The organism is Vibrio chagasii (assembly GCF_002954585.1).
Taxonomy (GTDB): domain Bacteria; phylum Pseudomonadota; class Gammaproteobacteria; order Enterobacterales; family Vibrionaceae; genus Vibrio; species Vibrio chagasii_A.
In genome coordinates this window covers 1654297-1673916 of sequence record NZ_MSCI01000001.1, presented here as the reverse complement: position 1 = coordinate 1673916, position 19620 = coordinate 1654297, and the positions used below count along the sequence as shown (strand labels likewise).

At 45.5% G+C, this 19620-nt stretch carries 18 protein-coding genes; 14 read left to right on the top strand and 4 right to left on the bottom strand.

The features are described from left to right. Positions 1-63 precede the first annotated feature (63 nt). Positions 64-711 carry a glutathione S-transferase family protein gene (locus BTO10_RS07725; protein ID WP_105024152.1) on the top strand — a complete coding sequence of 216 codons (648 nt, stop codon included), beginning with the start codon at positions 64-66 and terminating at the stop codon, positions 709-711. 71 nt (positions 712-782) lie between these two features. On the opposite strand, the gene BTO10_RS07720 is transcribed toward BTO10_RS07725, so the two are convergent. The 3 genes from BTO10_RS07720 to BTO10_RS07710 all read right to left on the bottom strand — a co-directional run bounded on the left by BTO10_RS07720 (position 783) and on the right by BTO10_RS07710 (position 2386). After that, positions 783-1016: a helix-turn-helix domain-containing protein gene (locus BTO10_RS07720; protein WP_105024151.1), complete on the bottom strand. Its 234-nt coding sequence runs from the start codon at positions 1014-1016 to the stop codon at positions 783-785. A gap of 10 nt (positions 1017-1026) precedes the next feature. Then, positions 1027-1575 (bottom strand): DUF2975 domain-containing protein, encoded by a 549-nt coding sequence (locus BTO10_RS07715; protein WP_105024150.1) that lies wholly within the window; start codon positions 1573-1575, stop codon positions 1027-1029. A 403-nt stretch (positions 1576-1978) separates the two neighbouring features. Further along, positions 1979-2386 carry a hypothetical protein gene (locus tag BTO10_RS07710; RefSeq protein WP_004737521.1) on the bottom strand — a complete coding sequence of 136 codons (408 nt, stop codon included), beginning with the start codon at positions 2384-2386 and terminating at the stop codon, positions 1979-1981. Positions 2387-2771: 385 nt separating this feature from the next. Here BTO10_RS07710 and BTO10_RS07705 point away from each other — a divergent pair, with 385 nt between their 5' ends. The 6 genes from BTO10_RS07705 (at position 2772) to BTO10_RS07680 (ending at position 9702) form a co-directional block, all read left to right on the top strand. Beyond that, entirely contained in the window at positions 2772-4613 is a 1842-nt protein-coding gene (locus BTO10_RS07705; protein WP_105024149.1) for a carotenoid oxygenase family protein, read from the top strand. Positions 4614-4675: 62 nt separating this feature from the next. Then, a complete protein-coding gene (locus tag BTO10_RS07700; protein WP_105024148.1) occupies positions 4676-6289 on the top strand; it encodes an FAD-binding protein in 1614 nt (537 codons plus the stop codon). An 80-nt stretch (positions 6290-6369) separates the two neighbouring features. Then, positions 6370-7440, top strand: a complete 1071-nt coding sequence (locus BTO10_RS07695) for a hypothetical protein (RefSeq protein ID WP_105024147.1) — start codon at positions 6370-6372, stop codon at positions 7438-7440. A 241-nt stretch (positions 7441-7681) separates the two neighbouring features. Then, complete coding sequence (locus BTO10_RS07690; RefSeq protein WP_105024146.1) at positions 7682-8347, top strand: flavin reductase family protein; 666 nt, start codon at positions 7682-7684, stop codon at positions 8345-8347. A gap of 135 nt (positions 8348-8482) precedes the next feature. Further along, positions 8483-9274: a CLCA_X family protein gene (locus BTO10_RS07685; protein ID WP_004737515.1), complete on the top strand. Its 792-nt coding sequence runs from the start codon at positions 8483-8485 to the stop codon at positions 9272-9274. Between the two features lie 104 nt (positions 9275-9378). Then, on the top strand, positions 9379-9702 hold the full coding sequence (locus tag BTO10_RS07680) for a DUF4144 domain-containing protein (RefSeq protein WP_105024145.1): 324 nt from the start codon (positions 9379-9381) through the stop codon (positions 9700-9702). A 107-nt stretch (positions 9703-9809) separates the two neighbouring features. On the opposite strand, the gene BTO10_RS07675 is transcribed toward BTO10_RS07680, so the two are convergent. Next, complete coding sequence (locus BTO10_RS07675) at positions 9810-11138, bottom strand: anaerobic C4-dicarboxylate transporter (protein WP_105024144.1); 1329 nt, start codon at positions 11136-11138, stop codon at positions 9810-9812. Positions 11139-11558: 420 nt separating this feature from the next. On the opposite strand from BTO10_RS07675, the gene BTO10_RS07670 reads away from it, so the two are divergent. From BTO10_RS07670 to xdhB, 7 genes are all read left to right on the top strand, one after another. After that, entirely contained in the window at positions 11559-12218 is a 660-nt protein-coding gene (locus BTO10_RS07670; protein ID WP_105024143.1) for an HAD family hydrolase, read from the top strand. Positions 12219-12404: 186 nt separating this feature from the next. Continuing rightward, entirely contained in the window at positions 12405-13031 is a 627-nt protein-coding gene (locus BTO10_RS07665) for an HD domain-containing protein (RefSeq protein ID WP_105024142.1), read from the top strand. Positions 13032-13070: 39 nt separating this feature from the next. Beyond that, positions 13071-13586 (top strand): GNAT family N-acetyltransferase, encoded by a 516-nt coding sequence (locus tag BTO10_RS07660; protein ID WP_105024141.1) that lies wholly within the window; start codon positions 13071-13073, stop codon positions 13584-13586. A gap of 116 nt (positions 13587-13702) precedes the next feature. Then, complete coding sequence (locus BTO10_RS07655; protein ID WP_105024140.1) at positions 13703-14389, top strand: DNA-3-methyladenine glycosylase I; 687 nt, start codon at positions 13703-13705, stop codon at positions 14387-14389. Between the two features lie 194 nt (positions 14390-14583). Continuing rightward, entirely contained in the window at positions 14584-15318 is a 735-nt protein-coding gene (locus BTO10_RS07650; RefSeq protein WP_004737508.1) for a GntR family transcriptional regulator, read from the top strand. 459 nt (positions 15319-15777) lie between these two features. Then, positions 15778-17223 (top strand): xanthine dehydrogenase small subunit, encoded by a 1446-nt coding sequence (xdhA, locus tag BTO10_RS07645; protein WP_105024139.1) that lies wholly within the window; start codon positions 15778-15780, stop codon positions 17221-17223. Next, positions 17216-19606, top strand: coding sequence for a xanthine dehydrogenase molybdopterin binding subunit (xdhB, locus tag BTO10_RS07640; protein WP_105024138.1), 2391 nt, complete (start codon positions 17216-17218; stop codon positions 19604-19606). The genes xdhA and xdhB overlap by 8 nt, the downstream gene beginning before the upstream one ends. The last annotated feature ends 14 nt before the right edge of the window (positions 19607-19620 follow it).

Below are 19620 nucleotides of genomic sequence, written 5' to 3'. Positions count from 1 at the left end.
TAGTGCGCCGTAATACAATCCCTTAAGCTCAAATGCATACCCACCAAACGCAAGGAAGCATTTATGCAGCTTTATATCGCTAATCAGAACTACTCCACTTGGTCACTGCGCGCATGGCTAATATTCACTCATTACAACCTCAACGCAGACGTCATCAAACTTAAGCTGTTCACCCAATATTTTTATGACACGTTAGCAAAAGTGACACCAACTGCAAAAGTGCCGACTCTGGTTGATGGTGACGTTGCAGTGTGGGATTCACTCGCCATTCTCGAATACGTTAATGATGCCTACCTAAACGGCACTGCCTGGCCAACATCCGTTGCAGAGCGCGCGTTAGCCCGAGCTATCTCGGCAGAAATGCATTCTGGTTTTTTCAACATCAGAAATGAATTACCAATGAACTGCCGAGCCAAAAGAAAGCTGGTTTTGAGTGAAGGTGCCCAGAAAGATATCGCTCGCATCGATGCCATTTGGTCTGAGCAAATGGAGCGATACCCAGAAGGCTGGTTATTTGGAGAATGGTCGATTGCCGATGCGATGTTTGCACCTGTAGCACTGCGAGTCGAAACCTACGGCATCAAGCTTTCGGATAAAGCCCAACAGTATCAACAACGTGTGTTGAATAGTCCGTCGATAAAGAAATGGTTGGCAGAGGCGAGTTTAGAAAAAGATATCGTTGAAGAAGACGAGGCTGGAGAGCCTGTTTAGTTTGGAGCGAATGAGTCTCGAATAATTTCGAGACTCATTGTTTTCATAAGGGAAGACGATTTACGAACTCGCTATTCGGCAGTTGCGCTCTCTTGATGAATGTTCGCTTCAAATTCCAATATGTCACCCGGTTGGCAGTCTAACACTTCACACAACTTGTCTAGTGTCGATAGCCTTACCGCTTTGGCCTTGCCATTCTTTAACACCGACAGGTTGGCTTCAGTAATCCCAACCTCTTGTGCCAATGTCTTTAATCGCATTTTTCGCTTGGCCATCATAATGTCTAAATTAATGCGGATAGTCATGACAAGTCCTTTAAATCGTTTGGCTGTGCTCATCAGCCAGAATATAACCTTCTTTCATCACCCATGAGATGATTAAAATGAACATACCTACTATCAGGGTCAAAAAATCCATTCCCTCAAAACTAATCGCAAAGATACGCTCTCCGGGTGGATTATTGAACGACAAAATCACTGACATCAATGAACCATAGACAACGGAGCCGAATACCCAATAGAACAAGCTATACCCGAGCTTCTGGTAAGACATTGCATTTTCTAGTGAAAAAATTTCGCCTCGTTCATAGTTACGAAATAAACGTATCAGCACCATTAGGGCATATATCAAGATGCTAGACATCGCTAAGCTTGTGAACGCAGCCACCATTCTTGTTGTCATAGTAAGCGGCAACATCGTGTAACTCCCGATGTCATAAGTGAGATAAAAAATACCTGTCGAACTTATAAAGTCATAGGGGGTTTCAACGGTCAACCAAAAGTAGCACACCATGATAGGAGTAAGTACAAGAAAGGACTGCAATAGCATGCGGACACGTCGGCTTTGTTTTTGGATGTTAGGCATAGTTAATGTTCCTGTTAAGTTGACAGGTTAAATACTAAAAGCAAATCAAACTCAGAGCAAGAAGGTATTATTGTTTTACGATAATTTATTATCAAATAACAAAGTGTATAATTGGTATTCTTAAACTTGCCTTGGAAGCCGAGGGCCCTAAAGCAAACAAACATAAATCCAATAGTTCACCAAAAACACGATTTAGAGCACAACCAAAAAATAATAGGTGACTTATCTGATTAGCTAGCACTTTAATCACTTAAAATGGAAGTTGTATGTTGTGAAGCAAGATAAATTTAAAGGTAAACGTAGTCGGTCAGCTCGATAATATTCATCCTTGACAGGTTTTCTCAAGCGCACAACGAAAATGAGCCAGTTTAAAAGGCTCATTTAAGTATCTCTTGTTGTTTTATTATCTTCTTTTATTCTGCTCTACCAGCTTCTCATTCCATGCTGTATTGCCATCACGCTTAGAGACTTCATACTCCGCACAGAACTGGGATATGGTCATGTTGTTGTCGCCAGTGGCAAGCTTGAGAGCCAACTGAACTTGTTGCAGCTTGCTTTGCAGTCGCAAGATTTGACCAGCATTTGGGCTTTTCTCTTTGGCGTATTTTAAAGCCGCATGCTTACGTTCCGCCGCGCCAGCCCTACGATCCGCTTCTGATAACAGATACTTTAGCTGCGCAACACTTTTGCCCTTCTTAAAAGCAGGATCAAGCAGCTCAACGCACTCATCAAACGATGGATTAATAACGTATGGGTCTACTTTGTGTGCCTGTTGGCGCATCCACTCTAGTGCGAGTTTTTCATCTGACATAATCACATCTTTTCCAAAGAAATAGCCCTATATGGTATCGCTCAATAGCGAATAGCTGCAATAGCAAATTAAATGATCTCAAGCCTTTAAATACACCGCTAAAGAAAGTATTGGTGCCACGCATAAAGAAGCACCCTCTCTTCAAATATTGGCGTTAGAAACTAAATAAGGGCTAATCACACCGTTAAAACTCGCCAAACCAAACGCAAGAAAAGTGAAATTAAAAACATTTAAATCAATAGCTTATTGATATTAACCCGTGTAATTCACCCGTCAAATTACACGACTTCTTTGCACTCTTTCATAGTTTTGTACATTACTCATTTTAGCCAATAAAACTCACCTACTTTGTTTATATGCGTGGATGAACATATAAATCAGAGCAATGAAAAGACGTACATTTTTGAAAAACGTAGCCGGGGCTGCATTTGTGCCAAGCCAACTTTTGGCTTCCCAAGACAACACCCCTTCCTCATTTCCGGTCTCAATTATGCAGGCTGGACGCAGCGTAACCTCAGGAGATTTGCACCTTATTGGAGGAGAATTGCCAGCTGACATCCATGGCCATGTGTTTTTTTCTGAGGGAATACCATTGGAGCCAGACCACCTGAGTCCGAACGGCCGCGGCGCTTTAACCCGTCTCGACTTTTCGCCAAGCAAAGTTTCTTTCTTACGTAAGATGATCGATACCCCGTCAGCCATCATGCAACAGCATATCTCCTATGGCTATGACAGCTTTAAACTACTTGGTGGTATGGCTTATTACAGCCCGACGATGGGATTCGTCAACTATTGTAATACCGCGCCCAACTACCTAGGTGACAACCGATTCGCGCTCAGCTACGAAGGCGGGGTTCCCTACGAATTTGATGCGCTCAGCTTAGACCTGATCACACCGATTGGTCACTATGATGAATGGCAGAGCAGTCTTCCACCTTGGATGAGCCCTTTTATTCCTGACAAATGGCTGTTTCCACAAGTACGTACCACAGGTCATCCATATTTTGATCTCGAGTCGGATGAATGTTTCACCATTAACTACGGTGGAAACATTTCCAACACAGGTACTAAAAATGGATTTATACGGCTTCTTAAATGGGATAAGCACAGCCCTTTACAAGGCTGGAACATTATTGGCCGCAACGGTAAGCCCGCTTTTATCGCCGCAACCGCTCACTCGCTGGGTGTAACGCGCCACCACATCCTCGTATTTGAAACTGCTGCGCAGGTCGAGCCGCTACGTATGCTCGGTATATCGTCGGTTTATGCTCAGCAACATCGAACTCCAACTTGGATAATTCGCAAGAAAGATCTCAATCCCGGGCGCGATTATGTGGTTGCCGACTACCTAGAACTGGATTTCGATACCTCAGACATCATGTGTAACTACGATGACCATGAAAACGAAATCACCCTATATGGCCAATACCTAGGAGCGATGGACAAATCAGAGCCCCAATACACACGCGATAAGCGATTATTTGGTGGAAGAACTCCGAGTCAATTGGCAGGTTACCCGGCAGCACCTATTGATGTCGGCGGCTTAGTACGCGCAAGGATCCAAGTTCAGTCACAATCCGCTCGACAGATAAATGAAGACTTCAGGCTGATAAGAGACAACCAACTTTTTTGGGATATGAATGATCCCGCGTACCGTGGACACTTCCAGTTCCCAGAGCAATTTGAACATATTTATTGGGCTGCCGTTGGCTATCGCAAAGACCATGTCATTAAGCGTGTCGCAGAGGCGTATGAGCACTACCCAAATAGAAGGTTCACCAACGATTCATTACCTCAAGCCGACCAACCCTCGGCTCTCGTGCACATGGACTGCCTTTCGATGAATCTCGCCGATGCGTATCAATTTCCCTCAGATTGTGTGATGCGAACGCCTCAGTTTATGGCTCGCCCTAACAGCACCTCTCAAGACGATGGCTACATATTCACAGCCGTGGTTCGTAGTCACCCTACTTACGGCATTGGAAATGGCAAAGAGATCTGGATCTTTGACGCACAAAACTTAGCACAAGGTCCATTAGCGATCTTAGGGCACCCGCAACTCAATTTTGCAACGACGAATCATGCGCTCTGGGTGGCAGAGATAGGCCCGAGACCTGCTGATGCCTATAAAGCCAACGTTGGAGACTTCTTCAGTTCACGTTTATCAAGTCATCGCAGCGCTATTCAAGATGTCATTCAACAACACATTCTGCCTCGATTTGGCTAATCCATTCGATGAAGAAAAACACCTTTAAAAATCAACGTCGACTAAACCACAAGGAAGTCTTAATGAAAATAAAAACCATGGTACTTGGTAACGCTTTGCTTGCTGCTGTAATGGGGACAGCTTTCTCTCTTCATTCCAATGAACCGGAAAGAGAGATTTCGAACTACCAAGGAACATACACTTGCCACCCAGAAGCGATCTACGACCCACGTTCTATTGATGAAGTGCAAAACATCGTCCAAGACGCTCTGATACGCGGTAAAAAAGTGATGACGGGAAATCGCAAGTTCGCCAGCCAAATCGATGCCGCTTGTGCCGGTGACGACCAAGTTCAAATCACTCTGAAGAATATGAATAAGATTGTTCACTTCGATGCAACAAGTAAGACCGTCACAGTTGAAGCTGGTATGCGGTTCAACGATCTCAATGACTTCTTGCGCGGGCAAGGTTACGCGATCAACATGGTGACTGAGTTAGCTATCTTTACCGTTGGTGGCATGCTGGGCAGTGGCACACACGGCTCTACATTGGATAGACCAAGCAACATGCTCGCTGACTACGTTACCCAGCTTAAAATTGTTGACGGGCAAGGCGAGGTCAGAGTACTTGAGGGCGAGTTACTGGACGCCGCAAGAGTGAACCTTGGTGTGCTTGGCGTAGTGGTTGAAGCGACATTAAAACTTGAAGATGCCTTTAAAGTGAAAGCAGAAGTCACCGGTTATCGAGATGATTCCGACCTTGAAGACGTGGTACTGGATATTGCACACAACAACTACTCAGCGAACATCGCATGGTTCCCCGGCTTAGGGCGTTACACCACCACACTTTACAACCCAGTTCCAATCGAGACAGAAGGCCAAGCCTACAATGCACAAGCCGATGTCACAGATGCGGAGGAGTTTTTCTTCGGGCTACTTTTTAATGCCGCACACGAATTCCCAGGGTCTGGTTTGCAGTGTCTTGCTGCCGTCGCTCGTTACAATGGCCGAGCAAACTCCTACTTCAGAGATAGCATCACCGGCAAGAAAGTTGATGAGCCTATCGGCTATTCAGACCAAATGCAGTACTTCGAGTGCAAAGACCCGAACAAGTGTATTTGGGATCGCCTGCCTATCGCGCTTCAAGAAGTCGCTATCGATATTGAGCGTCTGCCAAACTGGATCAATGATGTCCGCCAGATCGTCGACGCCCACCCGCGTACTTGCTTCCCACTCAATGGTATTTACTTCCGATTTGGTAAAGCTTCCGACAGTTATTTAGGAATGAGCGCTGGACGAGATACCGCTTTCGTCGGTATTGAATACACACTGCGAAAAGAGGGGAAGAAAGAGCCTAAAAGCTACTTCGTAAACCTAGAAATCGAGCAAATGTCGCTGCGAAAATATGATGCGCGACCACACTGGGGGAAAAATTCAGTCGCTATTTTTGAGGACATGCCCTCTCGCTTCCCGATGTGGCCTGAGTTCTTGCAAGCCAAAGCGGAGCTGGACCCTTTCGATACCTTCACCAACCCATTCTGGGAGCGTGTGAGTGGTGAAACGCCATTAGAAGATTATCTAAAACCAGGATGTAACGTGCGCGGCGAATGTTACTGTCAAGAGGATGCCCACTGTCAATCAGGGACAACTTGTCAGTCAGGACTCCACTTCACTGACGCTCGCATCTGTCGAAAATAACTGGCTCGTCAGGCATATAGCACTGTGCTCTATGCCTGATACTCGTTTTTCCAAAGGATCCAACAAAGGACATCACTTCAATGAACCTCTGCCAACTACTGCGTTTAGGGCTAGCATGTTGCTGCCTGTTCGTAGCACAAGGGTTTGCTACCACACTCGAGGATATACGCCCTCATACTCCATCATCTCAACAAACTTGGGCTGAACAATGGTTCTACAATATCGCCGTCCCAGAGGTCGGCTACTTTAAAGTCAGCCTACAAACCTACATTGCACCTGACTTTGTTGACCCAACGCCTAAGGCATACGTGCATCTCGCGTTTACACCGGTCAACGGCAAGACAGTGAAATACGACATCTTTCGTGATGAGTTAATCCTCCGTGGTTTTGACGACTCGGAACAGTTCCATTACGAAATACCGGGGATTATCGTCGCCAATAAAGACACACTGAATGTAACTTTCGAAGACTTTCAATTCTCGATGCGTTGGGATGGCGAACATGCTCATTATTGGCGTGGCAGAAATCCGGGACAAACGCCTTTCGGTATTATTCCTGAATTGCCGGGAGTCGGAGGTAAATGGTTTCTTTACACCGTTGGCACGCCGATTCAGTACAGTTTCTACGATGGTGAGCAATCTCTGTTTGGAAGCGGATACGCTCAGCTTGATAAAGGGTGGTACGACAAAGAGTCTAGCGCGGGAATGATCTACACCATGGGACTTTCTGATGAACTCTATTACATGTTTACAGGTGCAAAAGTTGGGAATTCTAATATTGAACTGTGGGCTGGCCGCTATATCTCCCCTAATTATGACCTGATCTTCTACCCGGCGATTGGCAATATTTCACTGAAAAGAGAGGTAGATTCCTGCGCGGGATACTTAAAATTCGAGATGAACAAAATTAAGTACAAGATGGTCATGGAAGTAAAATCAGAACTGGAAAGCTTTTATCCGTTAGCCTTCCCTTCCGTAATTATCTTTGGCGGAGAGCAGAAGTACATGAAATCGATGAAGGCTGCGGTTAATGTTTCTTTATACGAGCACAACGTTTTGGCCGAAACCATAGAGATGCCGCAAGCCTTATTAGAGTTCAGCGGCCCTTTCTATTGCGATGCCTTAGATGATATTCAAAATGCAGCACTGTAAATCGGCTTTAATACACAACAGGTGTGTCTAACAAAACAACAAAGGAGTAGTACTTTCTTGGTGCTACTCCACAACTCAACGCCTTCCAATCAGTTCCAGTAACCCCAAAAGACTCACCTATCATGCAGACGTAATGGTAGATCACAAAACGGATAATTTTCCTGATCGATAAAAAGTCCATATTCGTACATATAGGCTCATAAAAACGCAAGTTCATTAAATCAAGTAGGAAGAGAAAGGTATGAAGGACATCACCCTGTCAAAGAACGATCTTCAAGCCATGGAGCAGCGAGAGCGCACTCGTCTAGTCAACTCATTGTCAGGATTCAAAAGTGCGAATTTGATTGGTAGCTGTGACAGTCAAGGGGCAGCAAACTTGGCCGTGATAAGCTCGGTGGTACATTTAGGCTCTCACCCTCCACTATTTGGTTTTATTGTCCGCCCATGTAAAAGACGCCGCCACACCTTGGACAACATTCTCCAGACCAAGCACTTCACCATCAACAGTATTGGCGCTGACTTTTTCAAGAAAGCTCACCAAACCTCTGCGCGATATCCTAAAGAAGTATCTGAGTTCGAGTCGGTCGGCCTGACACCTTATTATGACGATGACATCTCAGCGCCGTTTGTATTAGAAAGCGCTTTGAAAATTGGGTTGGAATTGAAAGAGCATATTCAAATAGAAAGCAATCACACCCAAATGTTGATTGGCGAAGTCGTCACGCTTCACGCCCCAAAAAATGCCTTTATGCCCGATGGATATTTGGATTTGGAGGCTTTAGACACAGTCACCATATCAGGGCTAGACAGCTATCACGTCACCCAAAGACTACAACGACTAAGTTACGCCAAACCCAACGAACCTTTATTTCCGCTGACCCGTGAAGGCGATCCCACCTCATGGTAGGTCCTTCAACCTAACCCAAAGTCATTTTATTCAGAAATTGACTACGAAAAGTGGTAACTTCCTCGGCTTAGGTTTGTAAGGCACTGAGCCGTACCTGATAGTATTTACGTTATACACTCATTTCTAAGGACTCCCTTGAAGTTAACCCACTTTAAGTACAAAACCCGTAAAGGCCCTGACTACCGACACGGCGATCAGGTGTCTTTCATGGATATTAAACAGACCTTCGGTATGGGAAGCATTCGTGTGGGCGCTTGGGTAACCAAAGAAGAGAAGGACTTAGCTGCGAACTTGATATTCGATTCATTAGCAGATCTGGCTTATATTTTAGCTCTGCCACCAGAAACGATAGGCCTTCGTGGCACACTTGGGTTAGCATTTGGCAGTGGTGGCAGAAAAGGCGTACAAGCGCATTACGCGCCCAACCAACGTGAATTAGCACTCGCGAAAAACGCAGGTGCAGGTGCGCTGGCTCACGAGTTTTGGCATGCATTTGACCACTACATCGCTGAAAAGGCATTTGAGATTGGCGATACCTCAGGACCTCGTAAACACATCTTGTTTGCCAGCGATTGCTGGCTACACGATAGAAAGGTGCGACCTCACCCATTAAACGAGAGTCTGATGTCGCTCTTCGATGCCACGCTACTCAGCGAAAATCACTTGGATAAACACGATTACGTTGCCCGAAGTGTCATAGCCGACAAAGCGACGTCAGCTCGTTACTTCTCCTTACCAACAGAGATGATGGCGCGTGCTTTTGAGTCTGCCATTGAAACTTGCTCAGATATCGAAAACTCGTACCTAGTCGATGGCACAACAAAGCCGGATATGTTCCCCCTCTATCCAGACCTCGCGCATAGAAAGGAAATCTACAACGCAATACAAGGCTATTTTGCACCGCTAGGCCGCTCTTTGAGCAAGTAGCTCTTTAAGTAAGTAACGTTTTGGACAGCTAGATCAATAGATGATCCAAGGCTCAAAACTGTTTATAGTCGATACACTTCAACATATATAATTCAGAGGCTGAAATGATCCATTGGCCATCTTTAGTAAAACTCGACGGCGATGATGAACTGATTTACGTCGCATCCGAGAGTGACTTTCAAGCAGAATGCTCAGACATGATCTTGGGCGAAGATGATTACCTCATTGATTCTGAAGGTAACAGCTATTCACTTAAATCCAACTCAAATAAACTATCTCTCACCAAACGACCTGAGCAATATTCGATTGAAAGCGTGACCAAACTGATTCGCAATCATGAGTTCCAGAAAGCCGAAGTGTGCCTAATGAAAATTCACTTCCCAACTATTGAAGAAGCGATTGAGTCGCTCGCTTTTGAAGCCCATTAATATCGACTCAGAAAGTCAGTGCTTCAATTATCCCAAAACAAAAACAGCGCCAATTCAGGCGCTGTTTTTCGTTGTCGTCTTGGCTATTTCAACAAGAGCTAATTACACTAAGCGATAAAAATCTGTGCTAGTGCGTAGCCTAAACAACATGCACCTACGACACCGATTAAACCCACCGACATGAATGAGTGGTTGAAGTACCACTTACCAATCTTAGTTGTGCCAGAGACATCGAAGTTCACCGTTGCGATATCTGATGGGTAGTTCGGGATGAAGAAGTAGCCGTAAACCGCTGGCATCAAGCCGATAAGCAGCGCTGGGTCTAACCCTAGGCCAAGACCAACAGGCAACATCATACGTGCCGTTGCCGCTTGCGAGTTCACAACAACCGATACGATGAATAGTGCTAGTGCGAACGTCCAAGGGTAGTTAGTGACCATTTCAACGATGCCAGATTTGAACTGAGGCATTGCGTATTGGAAATAGGTATCTGACATCCAAGCGATACCGAAGATAGCAATCGCCGCCACCATACCCGATTTAAATACCACACCATTTGGCACGTCACGTGGGTCAGTTTTGGTTGCCAGTAAAATGATACCGCCGAAGCAGAGCATCATCATTTGGATGATGACCGACATCTTGATTGGCTTGTCGCCGTCTACAATGGTTCTGATCTCAGGCACCATCGCCACAATGACGATCACGACAATAGAAAGTAGGAAAATTAATACTGCGTTACGAGCCGAAGTAGGTAGCACCTCATCTAAAGATGTTGCTGTGGTGCTCTCAATGCGCTTTTTCCACTCAGGATCTTTTAAACGCTCTTGGTACTCAGGATCGTCATTCAGTTCTTTACCGCGCTTTAGGCTGTACAGAGAAAGTAGAAAAGTACCGAATAGTGTTGCAGGCACCGTCACCAATAGAATCGAAAGCAGAGTGATAGAATGTTGAATATCCGATAGCTGCGCTAAGTAATAAACGACGGCTGCCGAGATTGGCGATGCTGTGATCGCTAGTTGAGATGCAACAGAAGCTGCTGCCATCGGGCGCTCAGGACGAATCCCGTTCTTCAATGCCACATCACCAATGATAGGCATGATTGAGTAAACCGCGTGGCCAGTGCCCAATAGGAACGTCATCGAATAAGTAACAAATGGGGCTATCATGGTGACGCGCTTCGGGTTCTTTCTTAGCACCCTTTCCGCGACTTGTAACATGTACTTCAGGCCACCAGCCGCTTCGAGGATCGACGCACAAGTCACGACCGCGATAATAATCAGCATTACAGTGACCGGTGGCGATGTTGGAGGCATCTTGAAGATAAAGACCTCAATCACCAAACCAATGCCCGAAACAACCCCTAAACCAATACCGCCATAACGAGAACCGATATAGAGGACAATAAGCAAAAATAGAAACTCAAAATACAACATAAGCAAGCCTGCTAAAAATGTGGACTAGGGTTATTTTGTCTTTATGTTCAATGCGTTACTTATTGGTAGATCACACAATCATTGAGCGTTTTAATGGATTGTTTTTTATAAGATTATGGTCACGATAACAGGCCAATAAGTATCAAGAATGTAATCTTTCGTTCGAGCACAGCCGCTAAATTGTTATGCATTCTGATGTTTATTGTTTCTGTTAGAACATCGAAATCTATAAAATTATCCTATAAGATGTTTTGGCTATTAAACAATAATATGCATATCACCTTCATCGCGCAAAAACCAAGTGCTGAGTACTGTTTGCAGTAAACCTTCCCGTTTTTTCACAAAGCTTTGACTCGCCTATACCTAGTGGCTATGTCAAAATACTCGCCCTCTCGACCACAACACATAAGAACCACGGATATGAAATTCCAAGCAGCTATTTTTGATATGGATGGCCTACTCCTTGATACAGAGCGCCTGTGTATGCAGATTTTTGAAGAAGCATGCCACGCGCAAGGTGTCCCATTTTTAAAGGACGTTTACTTAGGCATCATCGGCTGTAATGCAAAAACTATCGAACAGATCTTTAGAAATGGTTATGGCGAAGATCTTGATTATCCGGCTCTAAATAATGAATGGCGTACTCGCTATAGCGCGATCGTGAAGAACCAAGCGATTCCGGTCAAAAATGGCGTGATTGAACTGCTGGAATGGCTAAAATCGAACGACATTCCAATCGCGGTGGCAACCTCAACGCAGCTTGATATCGCGAAGAAAAAGCTGGAACTTGCTGGCTTAGATTCTTATTTCACCTCATTAAGCACAGGCTGCGAAGTCACTAATGGTAAGCCTCACCCAGAGATCTACTTACTGGCAGCAGAGCGCTTAGGCGTTGCACCTGAAACTTGTCTTGCGTTTGAAGATTCAAACAACGGTATTCGTGCATCGATGGCTGCCAACATGATCAGCTTCCAAATCCCTGATTTAGTCGAACCATGTGATGAAGTAAAAGCGCTTGGGCATACCATCAGCCCTTCTCTGCATGATGTATTAGCACAGCTTCAACAAGCTACAGCTTAAGCTATCGCCGCCGTTGATATTGCTTTTATCAACGCAGACAAGCCTCTCTATCAAGCCGACTCACAGAGTCGGTTTTTTTGTTGCTATTCCTTTTATAAAAGATAAAAACTCGCGCTTGAAACTGTTACAGTCGATTTGAAGTAAATGTTAGGTATTAAGCAACACCAGTAACGGAGAAAGAGACGCGTGAAGGAAAAGTTTGAAGACCAACTGCTTGATTTTGCACAGCAAGAAATGACACAAGATGCAGCACACGACATCAGCCATATTAAACGTGTCGTCAAAACTGCAAAAGCATTGTGTGCTCAAGAACAAGCTAAGCTTGAAGTCGTTTTACCAGCGGCTTATCTTCATGATTGTTTCACCTTTCCCAAGAACCACCCAGACAGAGCCCAAAGCTCGAAAATGGCAGCAGACAAAGCGATCGCTTTCCTTAAGTCTATCGACTACCCCACGCCCCATCTTGATGAGATACATCATGCCATTGTCACGCACAGCTACAGCGCTAACATCACACCAGAGACCTTAGAAGCGCAAATCGTCCAAGATGCGGATCGCCTTGATTCTCTAGGTGCAATTGGTATTGCTCGCTGCCTGTACGTAGGTCAAAGCTTTAACGCTGAACTTTACAACCACGAAGACCCGTTCGCGAATCAACGTGACTTGGATGACAAGCATTACAGCGTCGATCACTTCTACGTGAAGCTGTTTAAGCTCGCTGAAACCATGAATACCAAATCCGCCAAGTTAGAAGCTAACAAGCGCACTGACTACATGCGCGGCTTTCTTGAACAGTTGGGCGCAGAAGTTTAGTGGCTTAGAAAAAGAGACATACGACAAGGAAAGAAGGATATGGAAATAAACCGCTTTAAGGCATCCGACGCCGACGAGATCGTAACTTGGTTCACATCACTCGAAGACTATGTGCTTTGGGGAGGACGAACCTTTGGTTGGCCGTTAGAAGCAGAATCGATTATCAAACGCTCTCAAGAACCTCAGGTTGAGCTATATACCTTCTCTGAATCCAGTGCTCTCTCTGAACCGAGTTCAAACGGCAATCACACTGAACTGATCGGGTTTATGGAGTTTCAACGTATGTCAGACAGTGAACTTCGCTTCTGCCGAGTCGCCATTCATCCACATCAGCGTGGTAAAGGATTTGGACAATCCATGATAGAAAGTGCATTGAAAGCCGCAAAGCAAATCCCTGATATCACCACCATTAGCTTAGCGGTCTTTCAGCAGAATATCGGAGCAAAACGTTGCTACGACAAAGCTGGCTTTCAAGTGGTCGACAAAGAACCCAAGTACAAAGAATTCAATGGCAACACTTGGCCTCTGTATCAAATGGAATTAAAGCTCAGCTAGCGTGTTTTACTTGGCGTGTTCGTTTTAATTAACAGACTTACTTTAGTTAACAGAATCGTTTTAATTGCCAGATTCGACCCCATATCTTAGAACATCGCATTAATTTGGAACCTTCAATGACCCAAGAAAAATTCGACACCATTTACCAACGAGCAGCTCATCGTAAAGGTGGAGCAGCCGAACTCGAAAAGATTGTTCGTGCGCCTCTTTCACAAACCCAGCTATCACAAATCACCGATGACCGCTGGTTAGCAGCTTTTACTGAAAAGGTGTTCCAGTGCGGTATTTCTTGGAATGTGGTGAGAAAGAAATGGCCGCAATTTGAAGAAGTATTCTTTGGATTCGACATCGAAAAAATGCTAATGCTGCCAAATGAAATGTGGGAGCAGAAAGCGCAAGACCCGCGTATTATTCGTCACCTCACCAAAGTCATGACGATCCCTGCTAATGCCATGATGATCCGCAATGCCAAGCGTGAAGCGGACTCTTTCTCTCAAATGGTTGCCGACTGGCCTTCAGAACGAATTACAGAATTGTGGGACTACCTGAAAAAACATGGCAAGCGATTGGGCGGAAATACAGGCGCCTACACCTTACGTCAAATGGGTAAAGACACCTTCATTCTGTCTTCTGACGTTGAAGCGCACCTGCGAAGTACGGATGTGATCGACAGCGGACGTAACACCAAGCGAGCCCAAGTTGCGGCAAGTAAAGCTTTCAACGAGTGGCAGCAGCAATCAGGTCGTAGCCTGAGCGAAATCAGCCAGATCGTTGCTTACAGCTGTGGTGATAACCGCGTTTAACAATCGTGAGAGTGCCTTAAAACGGAATATTTGGCACAGTTCCCTGAAAACTAAATGTTATAAGTCATTAACAAATAAGCGTACCTCGCACTTTCATCCGGTGGCATTGTATAGATAAATGTATACAATATAGATTAATACTCATGAATTATTCTCGACCAACTCGACTCGACTAAACAAGGGCCCTTATCTCTATGACAGCACTCAAAAACTCTGTCTCCAAAGGTGTAAAAACAAAAGTAACAGGCCAGACTCAAGACGATGTTGTTTACTGCCATATCTTCGACGCAATATTAGAACAAAGGCTGCCGCCAGCCACAAAATTAAGCGAAGAAGCACTAGCAGAAATCTTCGGAGTTAGCCGCACAATCATCCGCCGCGCCTTGCTGCGTCTCTCTTTAGAGCAAGTTGTGGTGATCCGTCCAAACCGAGGTGCCATGATTGCTGCACCAACAGTAGATGAAGCCAAGCAAATCTTTAAAGCGCGCGAAGTCATGGAGCTTGCTATCATAGAGCTTGCCGTTAAACACGCGACTAAAGCTCAGATCGATGAGTGCAGAAAGCTGGTCGCAAAAGAGAACTGCGCCTTTGAACAAGGCGATTATGGTTCCGGATTGCGACTGTCCGGTGAATTCCATATCAAACTTGCTCAAATGGCAGAAAACGCACCACTGCTCGCTTTCCAACGCAGCTTAGTCTCACAAACGTCCCTGTTGATCGCTCAATACGAAACCGGTAACCATTCAAACTGCTCTCAAGACGAGCACGAACAGTTACTTGATGCTATTGAGTCCGGCGATGAAGAAAAGGCGGTTGACTTAATGAAAGAACACCTAAGCCACATCCGATCTAAGCTCAACCTAGACAGCAGCACCGCATCAAGCGACTTGCACGTTGTGTTCTCTGATTTACTTAAGAACAAATCATAACGAGCTAACTATTCCGATCCAGCTCTAACAACTTTCTGTTAACAACTTTTTGTTAACAAGACGGGAGAGAAGTAAGCCTCTGTGTTTACTTCTCTTTTTTGTGCCCTCTACAAAATGCTAAACACAAAGATCGGTTCATTTTCAGCTCTAAATACCACCCAATCAGACCTAAATGACGAATTTGCTCTCGTTTACATAACCCCACAAGCACCAAAAACCTTGCCTTTATCTTGTATACATAGCCAACAATTAATCCACAGCATAAAACTGAACGCCTCTAGAAAACCCCATATAAAACATAGCCCTAAAAACAAAATAAGATTGTACACAATCCCAACCGACACTTGATTGTTGCATTTTTGTAAATAAATAGTTGACCACAGGGTCAGGATGGATAATTATTGACCTAGAAGTCAAAAAGAATACACATGGAACAATGTCGATTTACAAGGAGGTCTCTTGATTACTTTTTTGCTTAATCAGGAAATAAGACGTGAAGACAATCTGTCACCGAATATGACAGTGCTCAATTACCTTCGTACCAAGATAAATAAAACAGGTACCAAAGAAGGTTGTGGGTCAGGTGACTGTGGCGCATGTACCGTCGTTCTCGGTGAAGTAGTTGATGGACAACTGCAATACCGTTCGGTGAACTCTTGCCTTACATTTGTGTCAGCGTTACACGGTAAGCAGCTGATCACAGTAGAAGATCTGCAAAACCGAGATAAGTCATTACACCCAGTACAGAAAGCGGTTGTCGATTTTCACGGTTCCCAATGTGGTTACTGCACGCCGGGTTTCATCATGTCGATGTTTGCGCTTGGTAAAAATAAACCAGATGCGAGTAAAGAAGACGTCATGGAATCATTGGCGGGTAACCTATGTCGTTGTACTGGCTACCGCCCTATTGTTGATGCCGCAATGTCACTTTCAACAGACCAACCTTTGATTGACCAATTTGCTGAACTCGAGCGCAAAACCATCGAGAAACTAGAAAGCATTCAAGACACCGAAGCCAACTTACGTCTTGGCCACCTCACTGCTTTTTCCCCGAGAAGTACTGATGAGTTGGCCAAGCTTTTTCAAGCCCACCCGAACGCTAAGCTGGTTGCTGGCGGTACGGATTTAGCACTGGAAGTGACGCAATTCCATCGCGAAATTGAAACACTGATCAGCGTAAACCTTGTTGAAGACATGAAGGTATGTGAAGAGACAGACACCGACTTAATCATTGGTGCCAACCTTCCAATTAGTGACTCTTACTCACTACTGAAAAAACACTACCCTGATTTTGGTGAACTGTTACACCGCTTTGCTTCGCTGCAAGTGCGTAACCAAGGCACCATCGGCGGCAATGTTGCCAATGCTTCGCCTATCGGTGATACGCCTCCCCTGCTGATTGCGCTTAACGCGAAAATCAAACTGCGCTGTGGTGATGAGTCTCGCATCATGCCGATCGAAGATTACTTCATCAGCTACAAGGTGACAGCTCAAAAAGAGAGTGAATTCATTGAGCAAATCATCATCCCTAAACCTGCCAATGACAGTTTCCGAGCTTACAAGCTATCTAAACGTTTAGACGATGACATATCTGCAGTATGTGGCGCGTTCGATATTCAAGTGGAAGAAGGCAAGGTTACACACGCTCGTATTGCCTTTGGTGGTATGGCTGCAACGCCTAAGCGCGCAACCCGTTGTGAAAATACGTTATTAGGCAAACCATGGACAGACGCTAATATTAAGTTAGCGATGCAAGAACTGTATAACGACTTTGAGCCGCTATCTGATTTCCGTGCAAGCCAAGAATACCGTTCATTGTCTGCGGCTAACATGCTGCGTCGCTACTTCATTGAACAACAGAACAAAAACAACCAAATCGAAACAAGGGTAACGTCTTATGTCTAATTCAAACAAGCATGCGATGACCCACGAAGAGATGGTTGCCATTGCAAAACAAGACCTAAAAACTGGCGTGGGTAAAAGCGTTAAACACGACAGTGCTGCCAAACAAGTAACGGGCGAAGCGGTATACATTGATGACCGCCTAGAGTTCCCAAATCAACTGCACGTGTACGCACGCCTGAGCACACAAGCACACGCGAAGATCACTAAAATCGACGTATCACCGTGTTACGAATTTGAAGATGTGGCAATTGCTATCCAAGCCAAAGACGTACCGGGTGAGCTGGATATCGGTGCAATCCTACCGGGTGACCCACTGCTTGCTGACGGCAAAGTAGAATATTACGGTCAACCCGTGATTGCCGTAGCAGCAAACGATCTAGAAACGGCACGAAAAGCGGCACATGCAGCCATTATTGAATACGAAGAGCTGCCTGCCATCCTTGATGTTAAAGAAGCGCTAGCAAAAGAGCACTTCGTGACAGAGAGCCACACTCAACAGCGTGGTGACTCAAAAGCAGCATTGGCAAAAGCGAAACACGTGATCTCTGGTGACCTAGAGATCGGTGGCCAAGAGCACTTCTACCTAGAAACTCAAATCAGTAGCGTAATGCCAACCGAAGATGGTGGCATGATCGTCTACACCTCAACACAGAACCCGACCGAAGTTCAAAAACTGGTTGCGGAAGTGATTGGCGTACCGATGCACAAAGTCGTGATTGATATGCGTCGTATGGGTGGTGGTTTCGGTGGTAAAGAGACTCAAGCAGCCTCTCCTGCGTGTATGGCAGCGGTGATTGCCCACCTTACAGGCCGACCGACCAAAATGCGCCTGCTACGTAACGAAGACATGCAACAAACCGGTAAACGACACCCGTTTTACAACCAATACACCGTCGGCTTCGACGACAATGGTGTGATTCAAGGTGCAGACATTACGGTTGCAGGTAACTGTGGTTACTCACCAGACTTATCAAGCTCTATCGTCGACCGTGCAATGTTCCACTCAGATAACGCTTACTACCTAGGCGATGCAACTGTGGTTGGTCATCGATGCAAAACCAACACAGCATCGAACACTGCGTATCGTGGCTTTGGTGGCCCGCAAGGCATGATGACTATCGAACACATCATGGATGAGATTGCGCGTTACCTGAAAAAAGATCCTTTGGAAGTACGTAAGGCGAACTACTACGGCGAAGAAGGCCGTAATGTAACCCATTACTACCAAACCGTTGAAGACAACTTTTTACCTGAGATAACCGAACAGCTTGAACGCAGCAGTGACTATCACGCACGTCGTAAAGAAATTGCTGAGTTCAACAAGCAGAGCCCTATCTTGAAGAAAGGTCTTGCTATCACACCTGTGAAATTCGGCATCTCGTTTACTGCGACTTTCTTGAACCAAGCAGGTGCGCTTATCCATATCTACACCGATGGCAGTATTCATTTGAATCACGGTGGTACGGAAATGGGGCAAGGCTTGAACATCAAAGTGGCACAAATCGTTGCACAGGAGTTTCAAGTCGATGTCGAACGTATACAGATCACCGCTACAAACACAGACAAAGTTCCGAACACATCACCAACCGCAGCCTCATCGGGCGCCGACCTCAACGGTAAGGCCGCGCAAAACGCAGCAATAACCATTAAGCAGCGCCTGATCGACTTCGCTTCTGCACACTTCAAAGTGTCTCCAGAAGAGGTGGTATTTAAGAACGGCATGGTGCAGATCCGAGATGAGATCATGACCTTCAACGCGTTTGTTGAACTGGCTTGGTTTAACCAAATCTCACTATCGAGCACTGGCTTCTACCGCACTCCGAAGATCTATTACGATCACGAGAAGGCGCGCGGTCGTCCGTTCTACTACTACGCCTATGGCGCATCTTGTTCAGAAGTCATCATCGACACCCTAACCGGCGAAAACAAGATTCTGCGTGTAGATATTCTGCATGACGTGGGCGCTTCACTTAACCCGGCGATTGACATCGGCCAAGTCGAAGGCGGCTTTGTGCAAGGTGTCGGCTGGTTGACGACAGAAGAGTTGGTATGGAACCAACAAGGTCGCTTAATGACCAATGGCCCAGCAAGCTACAAAATCCCTGCGATTGCTGATATGCCAATTGATTTCAGAACGCACCTTTTGGAAAACCGTAGCAACCCAGAAGACACAGTATTCAACTCGAAAGCCGTGGGTGAGCCACCTTTCATGTTGGGTATGTCGGTATGGAGTGCATTGAAAGATGCGATTAGCTACGTAGCCGTTGATGGCGCGATTCCAAAGCTGAACACACCAGCAACGCCAGAGCGCATTCTGATGGCGATTCAGGAAGTCTCTGAAACAGCCCCGACTTCGGTCGATGCTCAATCAGAAACGGCTTAGAGCTGACAGATATG